Raw genomic sequence first — 16,460 nt, forward strand, 5'->3', positions numbered from 1 at the left:
AAAGCTCGAAAATCATTTTAAAGCCTTTGATTTGACTTTCTTTTACCTTAATAACGGATTCGTTTAACGCCAGCATACTTTTTGAAACACCACCGAAAATTTTAGAGGTGTTCCCCATGGCGGCTACTAATGGAATGCTAGACCCTGATGATTCGATAATTTTATTGATTGATCATCAAAGTGGACTTTTTAATACCGTACGCGATGTACCTGTACCCGACTTACGCAATTATGTGATTGCAATTGCAAAAGCAGCAACTTTATTAAATATACCTGTAATTACCACGGCTTCTGTACCTGACGGCCCCAATGGTCCTTTAATTCCTGAAATTCACCATTTTGCCCCGCATGCAGTTTATGTACCGCGTACTGGACAAATTAATACTTGGGACAATCCCTTATTTGTAGATGAAGTTAAAAAAACGGGTAGGAAGACACTGATTATTGCGGGAACACTGACCAGTGTATGTATGACTTTCCCTGCTGTAAGCGCTCGTAAAGAAGGTTATAACGTCTATTGTGTTGTGGATGCATCAGGCAACTGGAGCAAATTAGCTACAGATACATCAATTGCTCGTGTGACCCAAGCGGGCGCAATTCCAACCGATACTTTTGCGATTGTGGCCGAGTTAATGCGTACTTGGAACCGTCCAGAAGGCTTCCGTTTTGCTGAAATTCTTTCAGATCATGTCTGCCCAGAATATAAATGCTTAATGGAGAGTTATGCAAAAGCACAAGCTGTGGTTAAAGATGGGCCAGAAACAAACTTAGATAAATATCAATAATCAGATCAAACCTATTTGAACTGATATTCATCCCTCATTTTTTCAAAGAAATAACCCAAATTCTAATGCGGAATTTGGGTTATTTCTTTGATCAGACTGAACTATTAAATATAAAAATAATTGAAATAAAATAGATGCTTAAGTGCCGATCAGTATTTTTATCCTAAAGCTGCTTTAATTGTTGTGAACCGACCCAGTGTTTAGAAAATTGATACGCGGCACGTCCAGAGCGTTGTCCACGTGCTTGACACCAACGAAGCGCTTCGGCTCGTACCATATCGTCCATGGAGATTTGAGCTTTTGCTAAGTAGTGCTGCACAATGTCCAAATATAAGTTTTGATCCATTGGATAAAAAGACAGCCATAATCCAAAACGATCGGAGAGTGAAATTTTTTCTTCAATCGCTTCTTGTGGATGTAGTTCAGTGTACTGCGGTACGTCGACTCGAGTCACAGGCGTGTTTTCATGCATAAACTCAGGCAGCAAATGACGACGGTTACTGGTGGCATAAATAATAAAATTACTTGAACCTGACTGCAAAGACCCATCCAGCACACTTTTTAAACTGCGATAGTTTTCATCTTCGGCGTTAAAAGCCAAGTCATCACAATACACAATAAACTTTTCAGGGCGCTCTGCAATTAGCTTTTGAATTTCAGGCAGTTCGGATAAATCATCACGTTCAATTTCAATCAGCCTTAAGCCTTGCTCTGCGTATTCCGTTAATAAGGCACGCACAATAGAGGATTTACCTGTACCGCGTGAGCCCGTAAGCAGGACGTCATTGGCAGGTAAACCATTGAGAAACTGTTCTGTATTTTGCAGTACTTTTTCTTTTTGACGCTCAATACCTTTTAAATCATTTAATTCGATTCGTTTGAGTTGATGAATCGCTTTTAATTCGCCATTTTCCCATTTAAAGGCAATCGCTGAAAAATCAGGTGCTTGTTTAACTTCTGGTAGGCTTTGCTGTAGTTGTTGGAGTACAGTCGATAGTGCTTCTAAGATATTGTTCGGTAGGTCAATGGTCGCCATGATTAATCAGCTTATAATTACACTTGTCGTCGATCTTAACATCCGATCTAGTCGTATCAAACCCTTAACGTGGTGCAGATTTGCCAATTTTAGGGTTGAAATGGCAATTGTAATGCTTACATAATTTGCACATAGTCAGTTAGACTGATGGTTGAACGTGTCAGTGAAATTTTAGGAAAACAAAAAAAGTGGGTGAGGATGAATATGTTGTTTAAAGATTTCACACGGGAAATCAACCCGCACCAAGCCTATCGAATCAAAAAACTGAAAAACCAATTGGCTCAGGCAGACAACTATGCTGAGTGGAAAAGCATTGCGCTTAAAATTGATGAAGAGTCAGGGGCGCAAGAGTGGAAGTATGACAACTGTTCACCTTATTTCGATGCAGAAGTCATTACTCATCGTTTGGGTTTGTTGAAGCGTTATCGCCAACAAAAGCGTACGACCGATTTAATGTACCTGCTACGTGAAGGTCTGAGTTATGACATTGCCAATATTGCTCACCCCATGCTGTTTACTGCAACCTATGTCGGCACCAAAAAAATTATTGAAGACTATATTGAAGAAGTCAGTCTAGGTTTAGCGTTTGTAGCATCTACGGATTGCCAGTGTCTCGATAAACAGCAAAAAATTGAATTTTTTCAGCACTGCCAAAAAGCTTTTGGGCAACCAGCCATGATGTTTTCAGGAGGGGCAACATTAGGGTTGTTTCACACAGGTGTGTGTAAGGCTTTGCTTGAGCAAGACCTGATGCCGAAAGTGCTGTCTGGTTCAAGTGCTGGTGCCATTATGACAGCGATGCTGGGGCGAGCAACGCCTGCAGAAATGCTAAGCATCTTAAATGGTGAAAACTTTTTCACCGACGCATTTCAGTTTCGTGGTTTTCGTGAGGTCTTAAAGGGCAATGGTGGTTTAGCGGATGTAAAGCATCTAAAAAACTTTTTAATTGCAAATTTAGGTGATGTCACCTTTGAAGAGGCATTTAAGCAGTCAGGCTTGTATAACAATGTCGCGGTTGCGCCTTATGACGCCTCACAAAATCCGCGCATTATGAATACCTTTACTTCACCTGACTTATTGGTATGGAGTGCGGTGCTCGCGTCTTGTGCAGTGCCGATTCTATTTCCGCCAGTCAAGCTCACCAGTAAACGACATGATGGCTTATATACCCCCTATATGTCTTCTACTCGCTGGGTTGATGGCAGCGTGCGTAGCGATTTTCCGCAGGAGAAAATGGCGCGTTTATACAACTTAAATTACACGATTGCCAGTCAAGTGAACCCGCATGTGGTGCCGTTTATGCAGTCGGATGAAGCGCGGTTTCGTAAAGACATGTTGAGCTGGCCTGAACGGATTGTACGCCGACAAGGCAAAGTGATTAGTAAAGGGGTGATGGACTTTGCCCGTGAGCGTGTGGGGATGATTCCACCGATCCGCCGCTTACTGGATCATGGTTATGGTGTGGTCGATCAGCGTTATTATGGCGATGTGAACATTGTAGGGAAATATGGCCTGCGCCATTATAGTTATATGCTGCAAAATCCAAGACCACACTTGTTTAAGCTCTTACAACGTGAAGGTGAACGTGCAACTTGGCCAAAAATCTCAATGATTGAAACACATGCCCGTGTTGGGAAAACCATTCAACATTGTTTAGAGGTCTTAACTGCATTGGATACGGCAGAGATGAATGAATCCGAATTCTTGGCAGTTTAATCGTCAAGAATTAAATGCTCTCGCGATGTCGCTTCATACTCCGACTCAGCGTTTGGGCTGGGGGCGAAGGCTTTATCGCTTTGAAGTTGCAGGGCAGGGGTATTGGTTAAAGTATCAGTCGCTATCAGAGCATGTGGCGCTAATTAACGGCTTTGACACTGAACTTAGTTTTTATCAACATGCACTTGCGATGCTGCAACTGCCGAAGTTCTTGCCTGAAGTGCAAATCCTTGAAAATTTTGAGCTTCACTCAGAGCAGGTGAAAGTCGCACTCATCTTAAAAGATGTTCCATCATTACTTATGGCGAATCCCCATCAGTTAAGTCGTGATCATGTCATTCATATCATTTTTAAAATGCTGAATGCAGTTGAAGAATTACATCAGATGGGGTGGATTCATGCTGATTTAAAAGCTTCGCATTTTTTGTTAGACGGTTCTACATGTAAATTAATTGATTTTGAGCAGAGCCAAAGAATTGGTGAAATAAGCTGTCAAAAGGCTCTAACGGCGACACCGCGCTATATGGCACCTGAATTATTTCATGGTAAAGCAAAGACCGTACAAACCGACCTGTATGCACTCGGGATCATTCTACTTGAGTGGTTGACTGATCAACGTTTGCAGGCATCAAGCTACCAAGATTGGGCGTATTTACACTGTCAGTTTTTGAAGATAGCACTTCCAGAACCTTTTCAGGGTTTTAGTCCATTATTACATGGACTTTTAGCTAAGCAAAAAAGCCAAAGATGGCAAAATACCATGGCTGCAAAACGATGCTTAATGACTGAAATTGAATGAGAAAAAGCCAAGTATAAAGTTTTTGTTTCTTATTTAATCAAATGAGTGTGTTTTTCTTAAAAATTGCTTGTCATGCGAAAATGATCCCTATAGTATACACAGCCATTGGGGACGTGGCGAAATTGGTAGACGCACTGGATTTAGGTTCCAGCGCCGCAAGGTGTGAGAGTTCGAGTCTCTCCGTCCCCACCATAAATCATTTGAATTAAGATGGTTTATAAGGCAATAGAGGATTGGTGTAATGGTAGCATGACGGTCTCCAAAACCGTTCGTCAAGGTTCGAATCCTTGATCCTCTGCCAACTTAAAGTCTAACGCAAAGTTAGCACCCTGATGGGGACGTGGCGAAATTGGTAGACGCACTGGATTTAGGTTCCAGCGCCGCAAGGTGTGAGAGTTCGAGTCTCTCCGTCCCCACCATAAGTAATGAAGCAAGGTATTAAGCCTTGCTTTTTTATTGCCTAAAATTTAGTAAAGAGCTGAATAGTCTTTTTATACAGATAGAGCATAAAAATAGATTCAACTGCCGATTTTATGACAGAAAAGCGGGTGATTGCTTATAAAAGCGCTTGTCATATAGTGTCTATCGCTATAATATACACAGCCATTGGGGACGTGGCGAAATTGGTAGACGCACTGGATTTAGGTTCCAGCGCCGCAAGGTGTGAGAGTTCGAGTCTCTCCGTCCCCACCATAAATCATTTGAATTAAGATGGTTTATAAGGCAATAGAGGATTGGTGTAATGGTAGCATGACGGTCTCCAAAACCGTTCGTCAAGGTTCGAATCCTTGATCCTCTGCCAACTTAAAGTCTAACGCAAAGTTAGCACCCTGATGGGGACGTGGCGAAATTGGTAGACGCACTGGATTTAGGTTCCAGCGCCGCAAGGTGTGAGAGTTCGAGTCTCTCCGTCCCCACCATCAGTAATGAAGCAAGGTATTAAGCCTTGCTTTTTTATTGCCTAAAATTTAATAGATGATTCATATATAAAAAAAGCCCCTTTAAGGGGCTAAATTTTGATTCATCACGCGAAGTAAGTATGGAGCAATTTTAGGCTTTCAAATGGTCTTCGAATTCTTCACCGAGCTGCATGGCCAAGTTATTGCCCGCTAGGTCGCAAGTCACCAGTCCATATTCTTTTTTAAAGCTAAAAGTAAAGCCACGGTTGTCTGCTAAGGTTTTAACTGAATAACCTAATTTCTCTAGCCAAATACGAAAGGCGATGAGGTTTTTTGCTTTCACTACTTTTTTCACGAGGATATTCCTTTTTCACTGATAAATTATTAATAGGGATATTTCACGCTTTTTTAAAGGGGATTTTTTTATATATTTTTGTTTTTGTCTCTTTTTAAAGCAATCTAAACTAAGGCGAAAACGTATAGAAAGCATAAACGAGAGTCTTTCATTGTTTAAAATAATTTTATCATGATGAAAAATAATAATATTTTGAGATGAGTCTCAATACAATGGAATTATGTGCGTTCGTGATAGAGAAATATTTTGTCGTAAATAGAAATGTAATGATTTTTTTCAAAGGCTGGGTACTTTGGGACAGTATTCTCAAACAGCCTTGCTCGTGATCATTCGATTCTGGCATCGTGTGGCTTGAAACTGCATTGGTTGAAATTTTGAGAGCTCAAAGGTTAAGGGTAGAAGCCCCAACTGATCGTTTTAACTCAATAGAAGCACACATACATAATAGGAGACTGCGTTAGTCAGCAGTCTCTAGAAGGGGGAGACCAATTAAAATTGATCCTTCAGATCACGCAGTCGTTTAAACTCTTCAACATTTTCTGTGCGTAAAAAAGGATTGGTTTCGAGTTCGATTTCAATACTGCTAGGAAGGGTACATTGGCCCAAATAGCGCATTGTTTCGACACGGTCTAAACGCTCTTGAATAGCGATATTGTCTGGTTCGACATGGTTGGCAAACTTCGCGTTAGAGAGCGTGTATTCGTGCGTACAATAGACTTTGGTTTCGGCAGGCAAAGCTGCTAAACGATTGAGTGAATGGTACATCTGCTCATGTGTACCCTCAAACACTCGCCCACAGCCCATAGCAAACAGGGTGTCACCGCAAAATAAAGTCTGGATGGATTCAATAAAGTACACAATATGGCCCAGTGTGTGGCCAGGAACTGCTAAAACGTCGACATGTAAATCATGAAATGAGAAATAGTCATCATCCATCAATGCATGGGTGATGAATGGAATTTTAGATAATTCCTTACGTGGTCCATACACAGGAATATTGCGACTCGCAATCAGGTCAGCGACACCGCCAATATGGTCTTTATGCCAATGAGTCAGCCAAATTTGAGCAATGCTTAAGCCATGTTTAGTGCAATAATCTTCAACTAATCCAGCCTCAGTTGGGTCAACCACCACGACTTGTTTTGATGAGCTCTGTTCCAGCAGCCAAATATAGTTTTGGAGTTGGTTTTTCACATCAATCATATGAACTTGATAAGTCATTTTTCTTCTTCAAAGAGCTGCATGTATTCATTCTACTGTAGCGGGTACACGCACTGAATTCCAGTCATGAATCATTTACAGCGCATAGAGGACAGGTGTTTATTGTTCTGTATTTTTCTCTTTCTTGTCATATTGTACTGTTATCTTGGACATAAAAAACCACGCTAAAAAGCGTGGTTTTTTATGTGTTCAATCTAATTTAGATTAGATTTTACCTACTAGGTCGATTGAAGGAGCAAGAGTTGCTTCGCCTTCTTTCCATTTAGCTGGGCAAACTTCACCTGGGTGAGCGTGAACGTATTGAGCTGCTTTAACTTTACGAAGTAATTCTTGAGCATCACGACCAATACCACCAGCGTTGATTTCAACGATCTGGATTTTACCTTCTGGATCGATTACGAAAGTACCACGGTCAGCAAGACCAGCAGCTTCGATTAGAACGTCAAAGTTTTTAGAAAGAGTCCATGTTGGGTCGCCGATTAATGGGTATTGGATTTTACCAATAACTTCAGAAGTGTCGTGCCAAGCTTTGTGAGTGAAGTGAGTGTCAGTAGAAACACCGTAGATTTCCACGCCTAATTTTTGGAATTCAGCGTAGTTATCAGCAAGGTCACCAAGTTCAGTTGGGCAAACGAAAGTGAAGTCAGCTGGGTAGAAGAATACTACAGACCATTTACCTTTAAGATCTGCTTCAGTTACGTCAACAAATTGACCGTTGTGATATGCAGTAGCTGCGAATGGTTTTACTTCAGTATTAATCAAGCTCATCATTGTCTCCATGATTGGGGTTGTATTTAATGTTGAATAGGGTATCGAAATTTTTGTTATTGCTGAAACAGTATTTTTACATTACAAGAATCGGAAAAACCGAATCTTACTCCAGACTATTTCAGCGAATGTGATCATTCTGTTCATTTAGCATGATAAATATGATGACCAAATGACAAAATCATCTATTCCGCAACTCGTCTACAGACATGATGTCCCTAGGCTTAAAATTCAAGGGGATATTTGAAAAAAAGTTAAAATTAAAAAATTATGCTGTACTTTCGCTTCGCTGTATTACCACGTAAACTAAGCGATTGATGTTTTTGATGTAGGTATTTTTTCTGTGCAGCGTCCTTTAAATATAGAGCAATTGGTGATGGTCAAAGACCGTCATCGTTTAAACCGACTCAAAAAAGGAAAAGATGCCAACGAAAAGCAATATCAAGCATTATTTGAACAGTCGCATTTAAAAGTTTTAGAGCGTATCGAACGCATTCCGAATATTAAACTGAATCAAGACCTGCCTGTTACGCAGTATGCAGATAAGTTAATTGATGCCATTCAAGAGCATCAAGTGATTATCGTTGCAGGGGAAACAGGTTCAGGTAAAACGACACAGCTACCGCAAATTGCGATGTTGGCGGGTCGTGGTTTAACGGGTCTGATTGGGCATACACAGCCACGTCGTTTGGCTGCACGTAGTGTGTCCCAGCGTATTGCGGAAGAAGTTGGTGAGAAACTTGGCGAGTCAATTTCCTTTAAAGTTCGTTTTAATGAACAAGGATCGCAGGATTCTATTGTCCGTTTAATGACGGATGGTATTTTGCTGGCAGAACTGACCAATGACCGTTATCTCAATAAATACGACACCATTATTATCGATGAAGCGCATGAGCGGTCACTCAATATTGACTTTATCATGGGGTATCTCAAACAGCTTTTGCCCCGCCGTAAAGATTTAAAAGTCATCATCACCTCCGCAACTTTAGATGTAAATCGTTTTAGTCAGTACTTTAACAATGCGCCTATTTTTGAAGTAGAAGGTCGTAGCTTTCCAGTCGAACTACGTTATCGCCCTGTATCTGAAATGAGCATTGGCGGTAGTGATGATGATGAGTTTGATGACTTTGAAGAAAATCTACCTCGTGCTGTAGTTCAAGCTGTGGAGGAGTGTTTTCGGGATGCACAAGAAAAAGGTCACCCTGAATATGCTGATACTTTAATTTTTGCCAGCACTGAACAAGAGATTCGTGAATTACAAGAAACTTTGCAAAAGCATGGGCCTCGACATACCGAAGTTCTGACTTTATACGCACGTTTGGCCTTGGCTGAACAACAAAAAATCTTTAATCCATCAGGTGGTGGGCGACGCATTATTATCGCCACCAACGTTGCAGAAACAGCGCTGACTGTACCCAATATTCGTTATGTGATTGACAGTGGTTTTGCGCGTATCTCTCGCTATAACTATCGTTCACGCGTACAGCGTTTACCGATTGAAGCGGTTTCTCAGGCCGCAGCAAATCAGCGTAAAGGTCGTTGTGGTCGTATTGCCCCAGGTGTATGTATTCGTTTGTATTCTGAGGAAGACTTTCAAAGCCGCCCTGAGTTTACCGAACCCGAAATTAAGCGAACGAACTTGGCATCAGTTATTTTACAGATGCAAAGTTTAGGGCTGGGTGCTTTAGAAGATTTTGATTTTATTGAGCCGCCAGATCATCGTTTAGTCAACGATGGTCGTAAGTTGTTGGTTGAACTTGGGGCTATGACGGAGAAAAGTAAAGCCCCTCTTTTGCAAAGAGGGGTTGGGGGAGATTCATCTGAAGTCAATCCCCCTCAATCCCCCTTTTCCAAAGGGGGAAGTAAAGGAGATTTAACCAAAATTGGTCAACAAATGGCCAAAATGCCAATTGATCCACGTTTGGCCCGTATGATTTTGGGTGGGGCACATTTTGGAGTGTTGAATGAAGTCTTGGTGATTGTTGCCGCTTTGGCAGTACAAGACCCACGAGAACGCCCTGCGGATAAACAAATGCAGGCAGATCAAAAACATGCGTTGTTCCGTGAAGCCGATTCTGACTTTCTGTTTTATCTTAAACTTTGGGAAGCATTGGTTGCCAACCGGGATATGAGTGAAAACAAACGTCGTACTTTTGCGCGTAATCACTTTTTAAGCTGGTTGCGTTTACGTGAATGGAAGAAAACTCATGAGCAATTGGTCGATTTGGCAAAAGGCTTAAAGCTGTCTTTTAATGAGAAAAAAGCCAGTTATGAAAATTTACACCGTGCGCTTTTAACAGGTCTACTGTCTTTTATTGCCAATAAAACCGATGAACGCAATGTGTTTATGGCGGTACGTCAGCAAAAGGCCCGCATTTTTCCAGCATCTACTTTACATAAGACCAATACGCCTTGGGTCATGGCTTTTGAGATGGTAGAGACTTCACAGGTCTACATTCGTACACTGGCAAAAATTGAACCTGAGTGGATTTTGCTTGCAGCAGGTGATTTGCTGAAGCACCACTATTTTGAGCCGCACTGGTCGAAAAAAGCAGGTGTGGTCAATGCCTATGACCAAATTTCATTGTTTGGCTTAATTATTGAGCCGAAACGCCAGATCAACTATGAAAAAGTCGATCATGTTGCAGCACATGAAATTTTCCTTCGAGATGCACTGACGACAGGACATTTGGGCATTACGCCACCATTTTTAAAACACAACCTGCTTAAACTTGAAGAAGTAGAGCGGGTCGAAGATAAGCTACGCCGCCGCGATTTGGTGGTGGATGAAGAGACTATTTACCAGTTTTATGCGGCTAAAATTCCTGAAGAGGTCGCAAGTCGTCGTAGTTTTGAAGACTGGCGCGCAACGGTTGAGCCGCAAAACCCACGTTATTTATTTATCGATGATGATGCGCTGTGGATGAATGACCGTCCAACCACGCAGCAGTTTCCTGATTTTTTACGCAATGGCGAACTGCGCCTTGCGGCCAGTTACCGTTTTGATCCAAGCCATGACGAAGATGGTGCAACAGTAAAAATTCCGTTGCAAGCTTTGCCTCAGGTGGATGAAAACTTGTGGTCTTGGGGTATTCCCGGTTGGCGTCAGGATTTAATGGAGGCGTTACTCAAGGCGCTGCCTAAAGATAAACGACGTCATTTGGTGCCTATCCCTGATACGGCTGCAAAGCTAATGGCGAAAGTAGATGCGATGCATTTGCAGCAGCATATTTTTAGCTTTTTAGCCTTCCAGTTGCGTGGCGAACAAATCTCTGAAAAAGACTTTAGCTTTGAGCGGGTTGAACAATATTTATTGCCGTTGATTAAAGTCATTGACGACAAAGGCCGTGTGATTGAACAAGGTCGTGACTTGTCTGAGTTAAAAGCGCGCTGTCGAACAGAAACTCATAGTCCAGTCAAACAGCTCAAAGGTGAGTTCCAAACTTTTCCTGAAAATTTTGTGTTTGAAGCATCACAAAAAGTGACGGGTGTGGTGGTGAAGCAGTATCAAGCTTTAGTCCCGACCAAGGCCTTTGCGGCACTGGAACAAAAGGATGAGTCTGGCGTGGTGATTCAGACCTTTAATGATCAAGCTGAGGCAACTAAACAGCACCGTGAGGGTGTACTCCGTTTGGTGCATATACAACTGGGGGATTTGGTTCGTCAGTTGAAAAAGCAAATTTCCAAACCGTTGGCATTGGCGTATTCACCTTTGGGCGATAAGGTGCAGCTGGAACAAATGTTAGTTTATGCCACACTGCAAATGTCGATCAATGAACTGCCTGTCAACGCACAAGAGTTTGAAAACTTGGTTGCAAATGTCAAAAAAACTTTTCTGACCCATGGGCAAAAAGCACTGGCAGATGTGACAGAGATCTATATTCAATGGCAGGATATACGTCGAAAACTGTTGGTTTTAGATGATGCTGTGTTTGGGAAAAATATTGATGATGTTGAAGATCAGCTAGATTTGATGTGCTTATCAAATTTTGTTTATGTGAAATCTTACGATATTTGGCTTGAATTTCCTCGATATTTGAAAGCATTGGTCTTGCGTTTGGAGCGCCTGCCCAATAACCTACAGAGGGATAATTCTGCCATTGATCAAGTTGACCCGTGGATGGAAAAATTATTTAAGTTTAAAAATGACACTCGCCTTAAAGAATTGTATTTCATGGTTGAGGAGTTTCGGATTTCTTTATTCTCTCAACCGATGAAGACAAAGATGCCCATTTCTCCGACTCGCTTGCAAAAAGTATGGGAAAAACTTGGAATCAGTTAAGATATAGGTAATTTAAAGAAGGAGTTTTACATGGGCATCCGCATTACAGGTACGGGTCTTTATCATCCTGAAGACATCATTACCAATGAAGAGTTAGTTGAAAGTTTAAATGCTTATGTGGAACAGTATAACTTAGACAATGCTGACAAAATTGCTTCGGGCGAGTTGGAAGCCCGTCGTGGGTCAAGTGCAGAGTTTATTGAAAAAGCATCTGGTGTAAAACGTCGTTATGTGGTTGAGAAAACAGGGATCTTAGATCCAAAGCGTTTACGTCCATTGTTACATGAACGTTCAAATGATGAACTCTCGATTCAAGCCGAATGGGGCGTGATCGCTGCAAAACAAGCGATGGAAAATGCAGGCGTGACTGCAGAAGATATCGATGTGGTAATTTTATCGTGCTCTAATTTACAGCGTGCTTATCCTGCTGTTGCAATTGAAATCCAAACAGCATTGGGTATTCAAGGCTATGCCTACGACATGAACGTGGCATGTTCGGCCGCAACCTTTGGCATTAAACAAGCGTATGATGCGATTAAAGCGGGCGGACGCCGTGTATTATTGGTGAATGTAGAAATCACCTCTGGTCATACCGACTACCGTTCACGTGATTGCCACTTTATCTTTGGTGATGTTGCAACGGCTTCAATCATTGAAGAAACCGACAGCAAAACTGGTTTTGAAATTGAAGACATTAACTTATTCACCCAGTTCTCAAACAACATCCGCAATAACTTTGGTTTCCTAAACTTAAGTGAAGTCGATGCAGACATTGAAAATAATCGTTTCGCTCAAGACGGTCGTAAAGTGTTCAAAGAAGTTTGTCCACTGGTTGCCAAAATGATTACAGCGCAACTTGAGAAAAATAACATTGCACCGACTGATGTGAAGCGTTTCTGGTTACACCAAGCCAATGCCAGCATGAATGAGCTGATTTTGAAATTAGTCGTAGGCAAAGAAAATGCTCAGCCTGATTTAGTGCCGATCATTTTAGATGAATTTGCAAATACCTCTTCAGCAGGTGTCATCATTGCGTTGCATCGCACAGCAGACCAAGTCAATGACGGTGAATACGGTGTCTTGTGTTCATTCGGCGCAGGTTACTCTGTTGGTGCTGTGCTTGTGAAAAAACACGTCGCATAAGCCAGTATGTTGCAGGTTGAGCATGATGCAAAATGGATTAAACGCCTGAGTGCTTTATCCAAAGTTTATTTCACACCGACATTTATCGGTGCTGAACAGTTAGATGCATCACAACCTGCAATGTATGTAGGAAATCATTCCTTATATGGTGTGCTCGATTCACCTATGTTGATTGATTATCTCTACAATGAGCATCAGGTGGCTGTGGTCAGTATTGCTGATCATAGCCATTTTTATTTGCCACTGTGGCGTAGTGTGGTGAAAAAATTTGGTGCAGTCGATGGTGTCCCAGCCTATGTGCGTGAAGCCATGCAACAAGGCTATTCTATTTTGGTTTTTCCTGGTGGCGGACGCGAAGTTCTAAAACGTGAGGGTGAACAGTATCAACTGATTTGGAAACAGCGCTACGGCTTTTTAAAGCTCGCTCAAGAATTTGGCTATGACATTGTACCCTTTGCCGCGTTAGGCGGAGATGAAGTCTTTGATATTGGTTTTGATGCTAATAAAGTGGTTCAGCACCAATATTTTCAAAAGTTGCTACAAGTGCCGCAGTTAAATCGCTTGCTGCGTAAAGGGGAGGTGATCCCATCTTTACCGAAACATTTGATTCCGAAACGCTTGCCTTTTTATTTTAAGTTTATGCCCAGACAAAGTTTGATGCATATTGAAAACCTAGAACAGTTACAGCAGTTCCGAGACCTGATTGCAGCAGAAATTTATACTGGGCTTGCAGACTTAAGAGTATTGCGTCAACAGCAGCATGGTGACCGATTTGATTGAGCATTTACAGGCGTAAAATCTGCTTAGTCTTCTTGTAAATCTTTCAACAAATGTGCAATTTTTAAAGTATGGGTCTTATTCCCTTTGACTTCCATAACCTTATTTTCCACCCACCATAAATATTCAAAAATTTCAGTTTCACTGGCTTGTTCACAAATGAATCGAAATAAACTGGGTAAATATTCCTCATATTCATCTTGTAGTGCAGGATTGCGATAGATACACAGGGGATCCCAGTCTTTAATCAGTATTCTGTTAATCGCATGTAATAAAGAAACATGTCGATTTTCCTCGGTAAACATAATACACCCCGCTGTCCTTGGGTTAGTTTGACGTTTAAAAAAGAAGTTGTGATGAAGATTATTTATATATTGTTTTCATGTTTTAAAAGATATTAGCGTGTTTTTCGCATGAGTAAATAGCACGCTCAGATAAAGGGCAACTAAAGAAAAATATCTAATAAAGTAGTAGTAAAGTTAGATCACAGATTTACTTCAAAATATTTTTCAGAATAAATGTTTCAAAATGGTGCGTAATTACGTATTAAGTAACATATAGTAATAATTTAAAAATCAAGTCTTTGTTTGAATGACGCAATTTTCACTAATACTTTGAATTTTATCACTCTCTAAATTTACATCATCCCATTTTTGCATTTGCTGTGTGAGCCAAACAAAATCCGAAACTTGCGGCAGGGCTTGTTCGGGAATAAAACCACGAATGATGTTCTGAATCAGGTGATATTTTTCGACGTGAATACTCGCTGAACATGCAAAGCGAATGATGTTGTAATCGACCAAGACTTGCCAAACAGGTTCAAGATCTTGCATTTGTTTAAGTTCAACTTGTGCTTTTTGGATGGCTTGGACGAGAGCTGCAAGTGTATTAGGATTGGAGATAGTCCATTCTTGAGTCACAGCCAGTACTTTGTCTGCGACGCGAGGAATAATGTCTGAGCCAGTCGCAATGATTTGGCTATAGCCTTGAATTTCCGCTTGCGTGTTCCAAGGTTCCCCAACACAAAAACCATCGATCAATTGGTTGGAAATGGCTTCCACCATATAGGGTGGCGGTAAAGTGCGTAAATGTACGCGTTTGGCAAATTCAGGATTGGCCAACGCCAACCACTCACGTAAACAATAATGATGAATAGACTGCTTAAACACATGGGCAATCGGAAGATACTGTTCATGCTGCATGGCGCTAAAAAATTTCTGTGCAGTGGTGGTGGCATCGTCAGTTTTTTTGATATCAAGCGCGTAGCATAGTTTTTGGCTTAAGCTGATAAAAGCACTGTTGTAGCTTAATACGAGAGGGGTTTGTAGCGGAATACCGAGTTGATCTTGAGCGAGTGCAGCAGCAGGCAACATAGCAGATAAACAATGCGCGGCGTCTAGAAAACCAAAAGCCAAACGATCTCTTAAGCTTGCCCAAGACGCTTCTTTGACTAAGCTTACGTCTAAGCCTACTTCCTCAAAAAAACCGCGTTGTTTAGCCCACAGTAAAGCAACACAGTCTAAAAGTGGAATATAGCCCAGATGAAGTTGTGACTTTTCGAGTTGAGCCATGACTTAGTCCTTGAGTTGAGATTGTAAAAGCTGTTGAGCATCCAACAGACGTCTTGCCATTTCACCGATGGTCATACGGTGGCTCATGGCATTTTTACGCAGCAATTGAAAGGCATCGTCTTCAGATAGTCCATGTAATTGCATTAGCAAGACTTTCGCACGCTCCACATCTTTACGATCGGCGAGTTTATTTTTAGTGTCTTGTAAGTCTGTGAGCAACTTTTTGTGTTTACGAAACTGTTCGATCGAGATTTCTAAAATATTTTCTAACTTTGAAGGATCTATCCCGTCCACTATATAAGCCGTCACTCCAGCATCTATGGCACTTTTAATGGTGTCTTTATGGCTATTTTTAGTAAATAAAACAGTGGGTAGGTTAAATTGACTTACACAGCTTTCAATAATGTCACGTTGCGGATGGTCCATATCTAACAAAATGACGTCAGCACTTAATTGTTCAAGACGGCTAATATTGATGTGATCGATAATCAGGCAGGCAACCACATCGAAATCATGTTCGATGAGGGAACTTCGAATATATTGTGCGCGTTCTTGATTGTCATCAATCAATGCAATTTTCAGTTTAGGCATACTGTACAGTGCTCAGGAAAACCTGAAAATGAGATCTAAAAGTGTACAAGCAATTTAAATGCCAAACTTAACAAATGCCAGTTTTATCTCGAATCAGGCAGTCAATCTTTATGGTCGCGATTACAGGCAAAGTATGCATGTTGGCATGAAGACGATTGCGGATATGGGTTCAGTAAATCGAAGTGTTGATGTTTTCAGTCGATTTGTACATCTAAGGGCGAATTTCTAGATGTCGTGCTTAGAACAAAGCAATGTCGTTTATTTGATAAAGCAGATGCTCATCGATAATGCAAAATGCACCAAGAGGTGGCAGGGTTTTAAAAAGTCGGAAAACTTAGCTGTTGTGCTCTAAAAGTAAAAAGAGCTTCTTATATCGAATTATAAGATTTTATTTTAAATAAAATATTAAAAAACAGCAGGTTAATATTTAATCATAAATATTGGCACACTCGTTGCATTATCTCTATTGAGTCAAAGACGACTCTAAATCAAATTTGTAAGACGGCCAACGACGTCC

The 16,460-nt window shown here is 41.2% G+C and carries 13 protein-coding genes and 6 tRNA genes; 12 read left to right on the forward strand and 7 right to left on the reverse strand.

The window, feature by feature from the left end; genetic code table 11:
• The first annotated feature begins 116 nt into the window (after positions 1–116).
• On the forward strand, positions 117–785 hold the full coding sequence (locus AXW61_RS06660) for an isochorismatase family protein (protein ID WP_062033488.1): 669 nt from the start codon (positions 117–119) through the stop codon (positions 783–785).
• Between the two features lie 163 nt (positions 786–948).
• Here AXW61_RS06660 and AXW61_RS06665 read toward each other — a convergent pair whose 3' ends face one another.
• On the reverse strand, positions 949–1,821 hold the full coding sequence (locus AXW61_RS06665) for an ATP-binding protein (RefSeq protein WP_004696288.1): 873 nt from the start codon (positions 1,819–1,821) through the stop codon (positions 949–951).
• Between the two features lie 204 nt (positions 1,822–2,025).
• On the opposite strand from AXW61_RS06665, the gene AXW61_RS06670 reads away from it, so the two are divergent.
• From AXW61_RS06670 to AXW61_RS06705, 8 genes are all read left to right on the forward strand, one after another.
• Positions 2,026–3,537 carry a DUF3336 domain-containing protein gene (locus tag AXW61_RS06670; protein ID WP_062033620.1) on the forward strand — a complete coding sequence of 504 codons (1,512 nt, stop codon included), beginning with the start codon at positions 2,026–2,028 and terminating at the stop codon, positions 3,535–3,537.
• Positions 3,512–4,336, forward strand: a complete 825-nt coding sequence (locus tag AXW61_RS06675) for a protein kinase (protein WP_005400628.1) — start codon at positions 3,512–3,514, stop codon at positions 4,334–4,336. The genes AXW61_RS06670 and AXW61_RS06675 overlap by 26 nt, the downstream gene beginning before the upstream one ends.
• A 107-nt stretch (positions 4,337–4,443) precedes the next feature.
• Positions 4,444–4,528 (forward strand) — tRNA-Leu (locus tag AXW61_RS06680).
• 35 nt (positions 4,529–4,563) lie between these two features.
• A tRNA-Trp gene (locus AXW61_RS06685) sits at positions 4,564–4,637 on the forward strand.
• 33 nt (positions 4,638–4,670) lie between these two features.
• A tRNA-Leu gene (locus AXW61_RS06690) sits at positions 4,671–4,755 on the forward strand.
• A gap of 189 nt (positions 4,756–4,944) precedes the next feature.
• Positions 4,945–5,029, forward strand: a tRNA-Leu gene (locus tag AXW61_RS06695).
• A gap of 35 nt (positions 5,030–5,064) precedes the next feature.
• A tRNA-Trp gene (locus tag AXW61_RS06700) sits at positions 5,065–5,138 on the forward strand.
• A 33-nt stretch (positions 5,139–5,171) separates the two neighbouring features.
• Positions 5,172–5,256 (forward strand) — tRNA-Leu (locus tag AXW61_RS06705).
• A 130-nt stretch (positions 5,257–5,386) separates the two neighbouring features.
• Here the strand turns inward: AXW61_RS06705 and AXW61_RS06710 are convergent.
• From AXW61_RS06710 to ahpC, 3 genes are all read right to left on the reverse strand, one after another.
• The gene (locus AXW61_RS06710) at positions 5,387–5,590 is read right to left on the reverse strand and encodes a hypothetical protein (protein ID WP_004696295.1); all 204 of its coding nucleotides are present in this window, start codon (positions 5,588–5,590) and stop codon (positions 5,387–5,389) included.
• A 489-nt stretch (positions 5,591–6,079) separates the two neighbouring features.
• Positions 6,080–6,811 (reverse strand): hydroxyacylglutathione hydrolase, encoded by a 732-nt coding sequence (gloB, locus tag AXW61_RS06715; RefSeq protein WP_062033491.1) that lies wholly within the window; start codon positions 6,809–6,811, stop codon positions 6,080–6,082.
• 204 nt (positions 6,812–7,015) lie between these two features.
• Positions 7,016–7,579 carry an alkyl hydroperoxide reductase subunit C gene (gene ahpC / locus AXW61_RS06720; protein ID WP_004982189.1) on the reverse strand — a complete coding sequence of 188 codons (564 nt, stop codon included), beginning with the start codon at positions 7,577–7,579 and terminating at the stop codon, positions 7,016–7,018.
• Between the two features lie 343 nt (positions 7,580–7,922).
• Between ahpC and hrpA the strand changes: the two genes are divergently transcribed.
• The 3 genes from hrpA to AXW61_RS06735 are packed head-to-tail and all read left to right on the forward strand — an operon-like array spanning position 7,923 to position 13,784.
• Positions 7,923–11,861, forward strand: a complete 3,939-nt coding sequence (gene hrpA / locus AXW61_RS06725; protein ID WP_062033493.1) for an ATP-dependent RNA helicase HrpA — start codon at positions 7,923–7,925, stop codon at positions 11,859–11,861.
• Between the two features lie 30 nt (positions 11,862–11,891).
• Entirely contained in the window at positions 11,892–13,004 is a 1,113-nt protein-coding gene (locus AXW61_RS06730) for a beta-ketoacyl-ACP synthase III (RefSeq protein ID WP_004696303.1), read from the forward strand.
• A 6-nt stretch (positions 13,005–13,010) separates the two neighbouring features.
• Positions 13,011–13,784 (forward strand): 1-acyl-sn-glycerol-3-phosphate acyltransferase, encoded by a 774-nt coding sequence (locus AXW61_RS06735; protein WP_081408272.1) that lies wholly within the window; start codon positions 13,011–13,013, stop codon positions 13,782–13,784.
• Positions 13,785–13,807: 23 nt separating this feature from the next.
• Here AXW61_RS06735 and AXW61_RS06740 read toward each other — a convergent pair whose 3' ends face one another.
• The 3 genes from AXW61_RS06740 to AXW61_RS06750 all read right to left on the reverse strand — a co-directional run bounded on the left by AXW61_RS06740 (position 13,808) and on the right by AXW61_RS06750 (position 15,943).
• Positions 13,808–14,086, reverse strand: coding sequence for a hypothetical protein (locus AXW61_RS06740; protein ID WP_062033496.1), 279 nt, complete (start codon positions 14,084–14,086; stop codon positions 13,808–13,810).
• A 270-nt stretch (positions 14,087–14,356) separates the two neighbouring features.
• Positions 14,357–15,352: an ABC transporter substrate-binding protein gene (locus AXW61_RS06745; protein WP_062033499.1), complete on the reverse strand. Its 996-nt coding sequence runs from the start codon at positions 15,350–15,352 to the stop codon at positions 14,357–14,359.
• Between the two features lie 3 nt (positions 15,353–15,355).
• Positions 15,356–15,943, reverse strand: coding sequence for an ANTAR domain-containing protein (locus tag AXW61_RS06750; protein WP_004696311.1), 588 nt, complete (start codon positions 15,941–15,943; stop codon positions 15,356–15,358).
• Positions 15,944–16,460 lie beyond the last annotated feature (517 nt).

The organism is Acinetobacter sp. BMW17 (assembly GCF_001592855.1).
Lineage (GTDB): Bacteria > Pseudomonadota > Gammaproteobacteria > Pseudomonadales > Moraxellaceae > Acinetobacter > Acinetobacter johnsonii.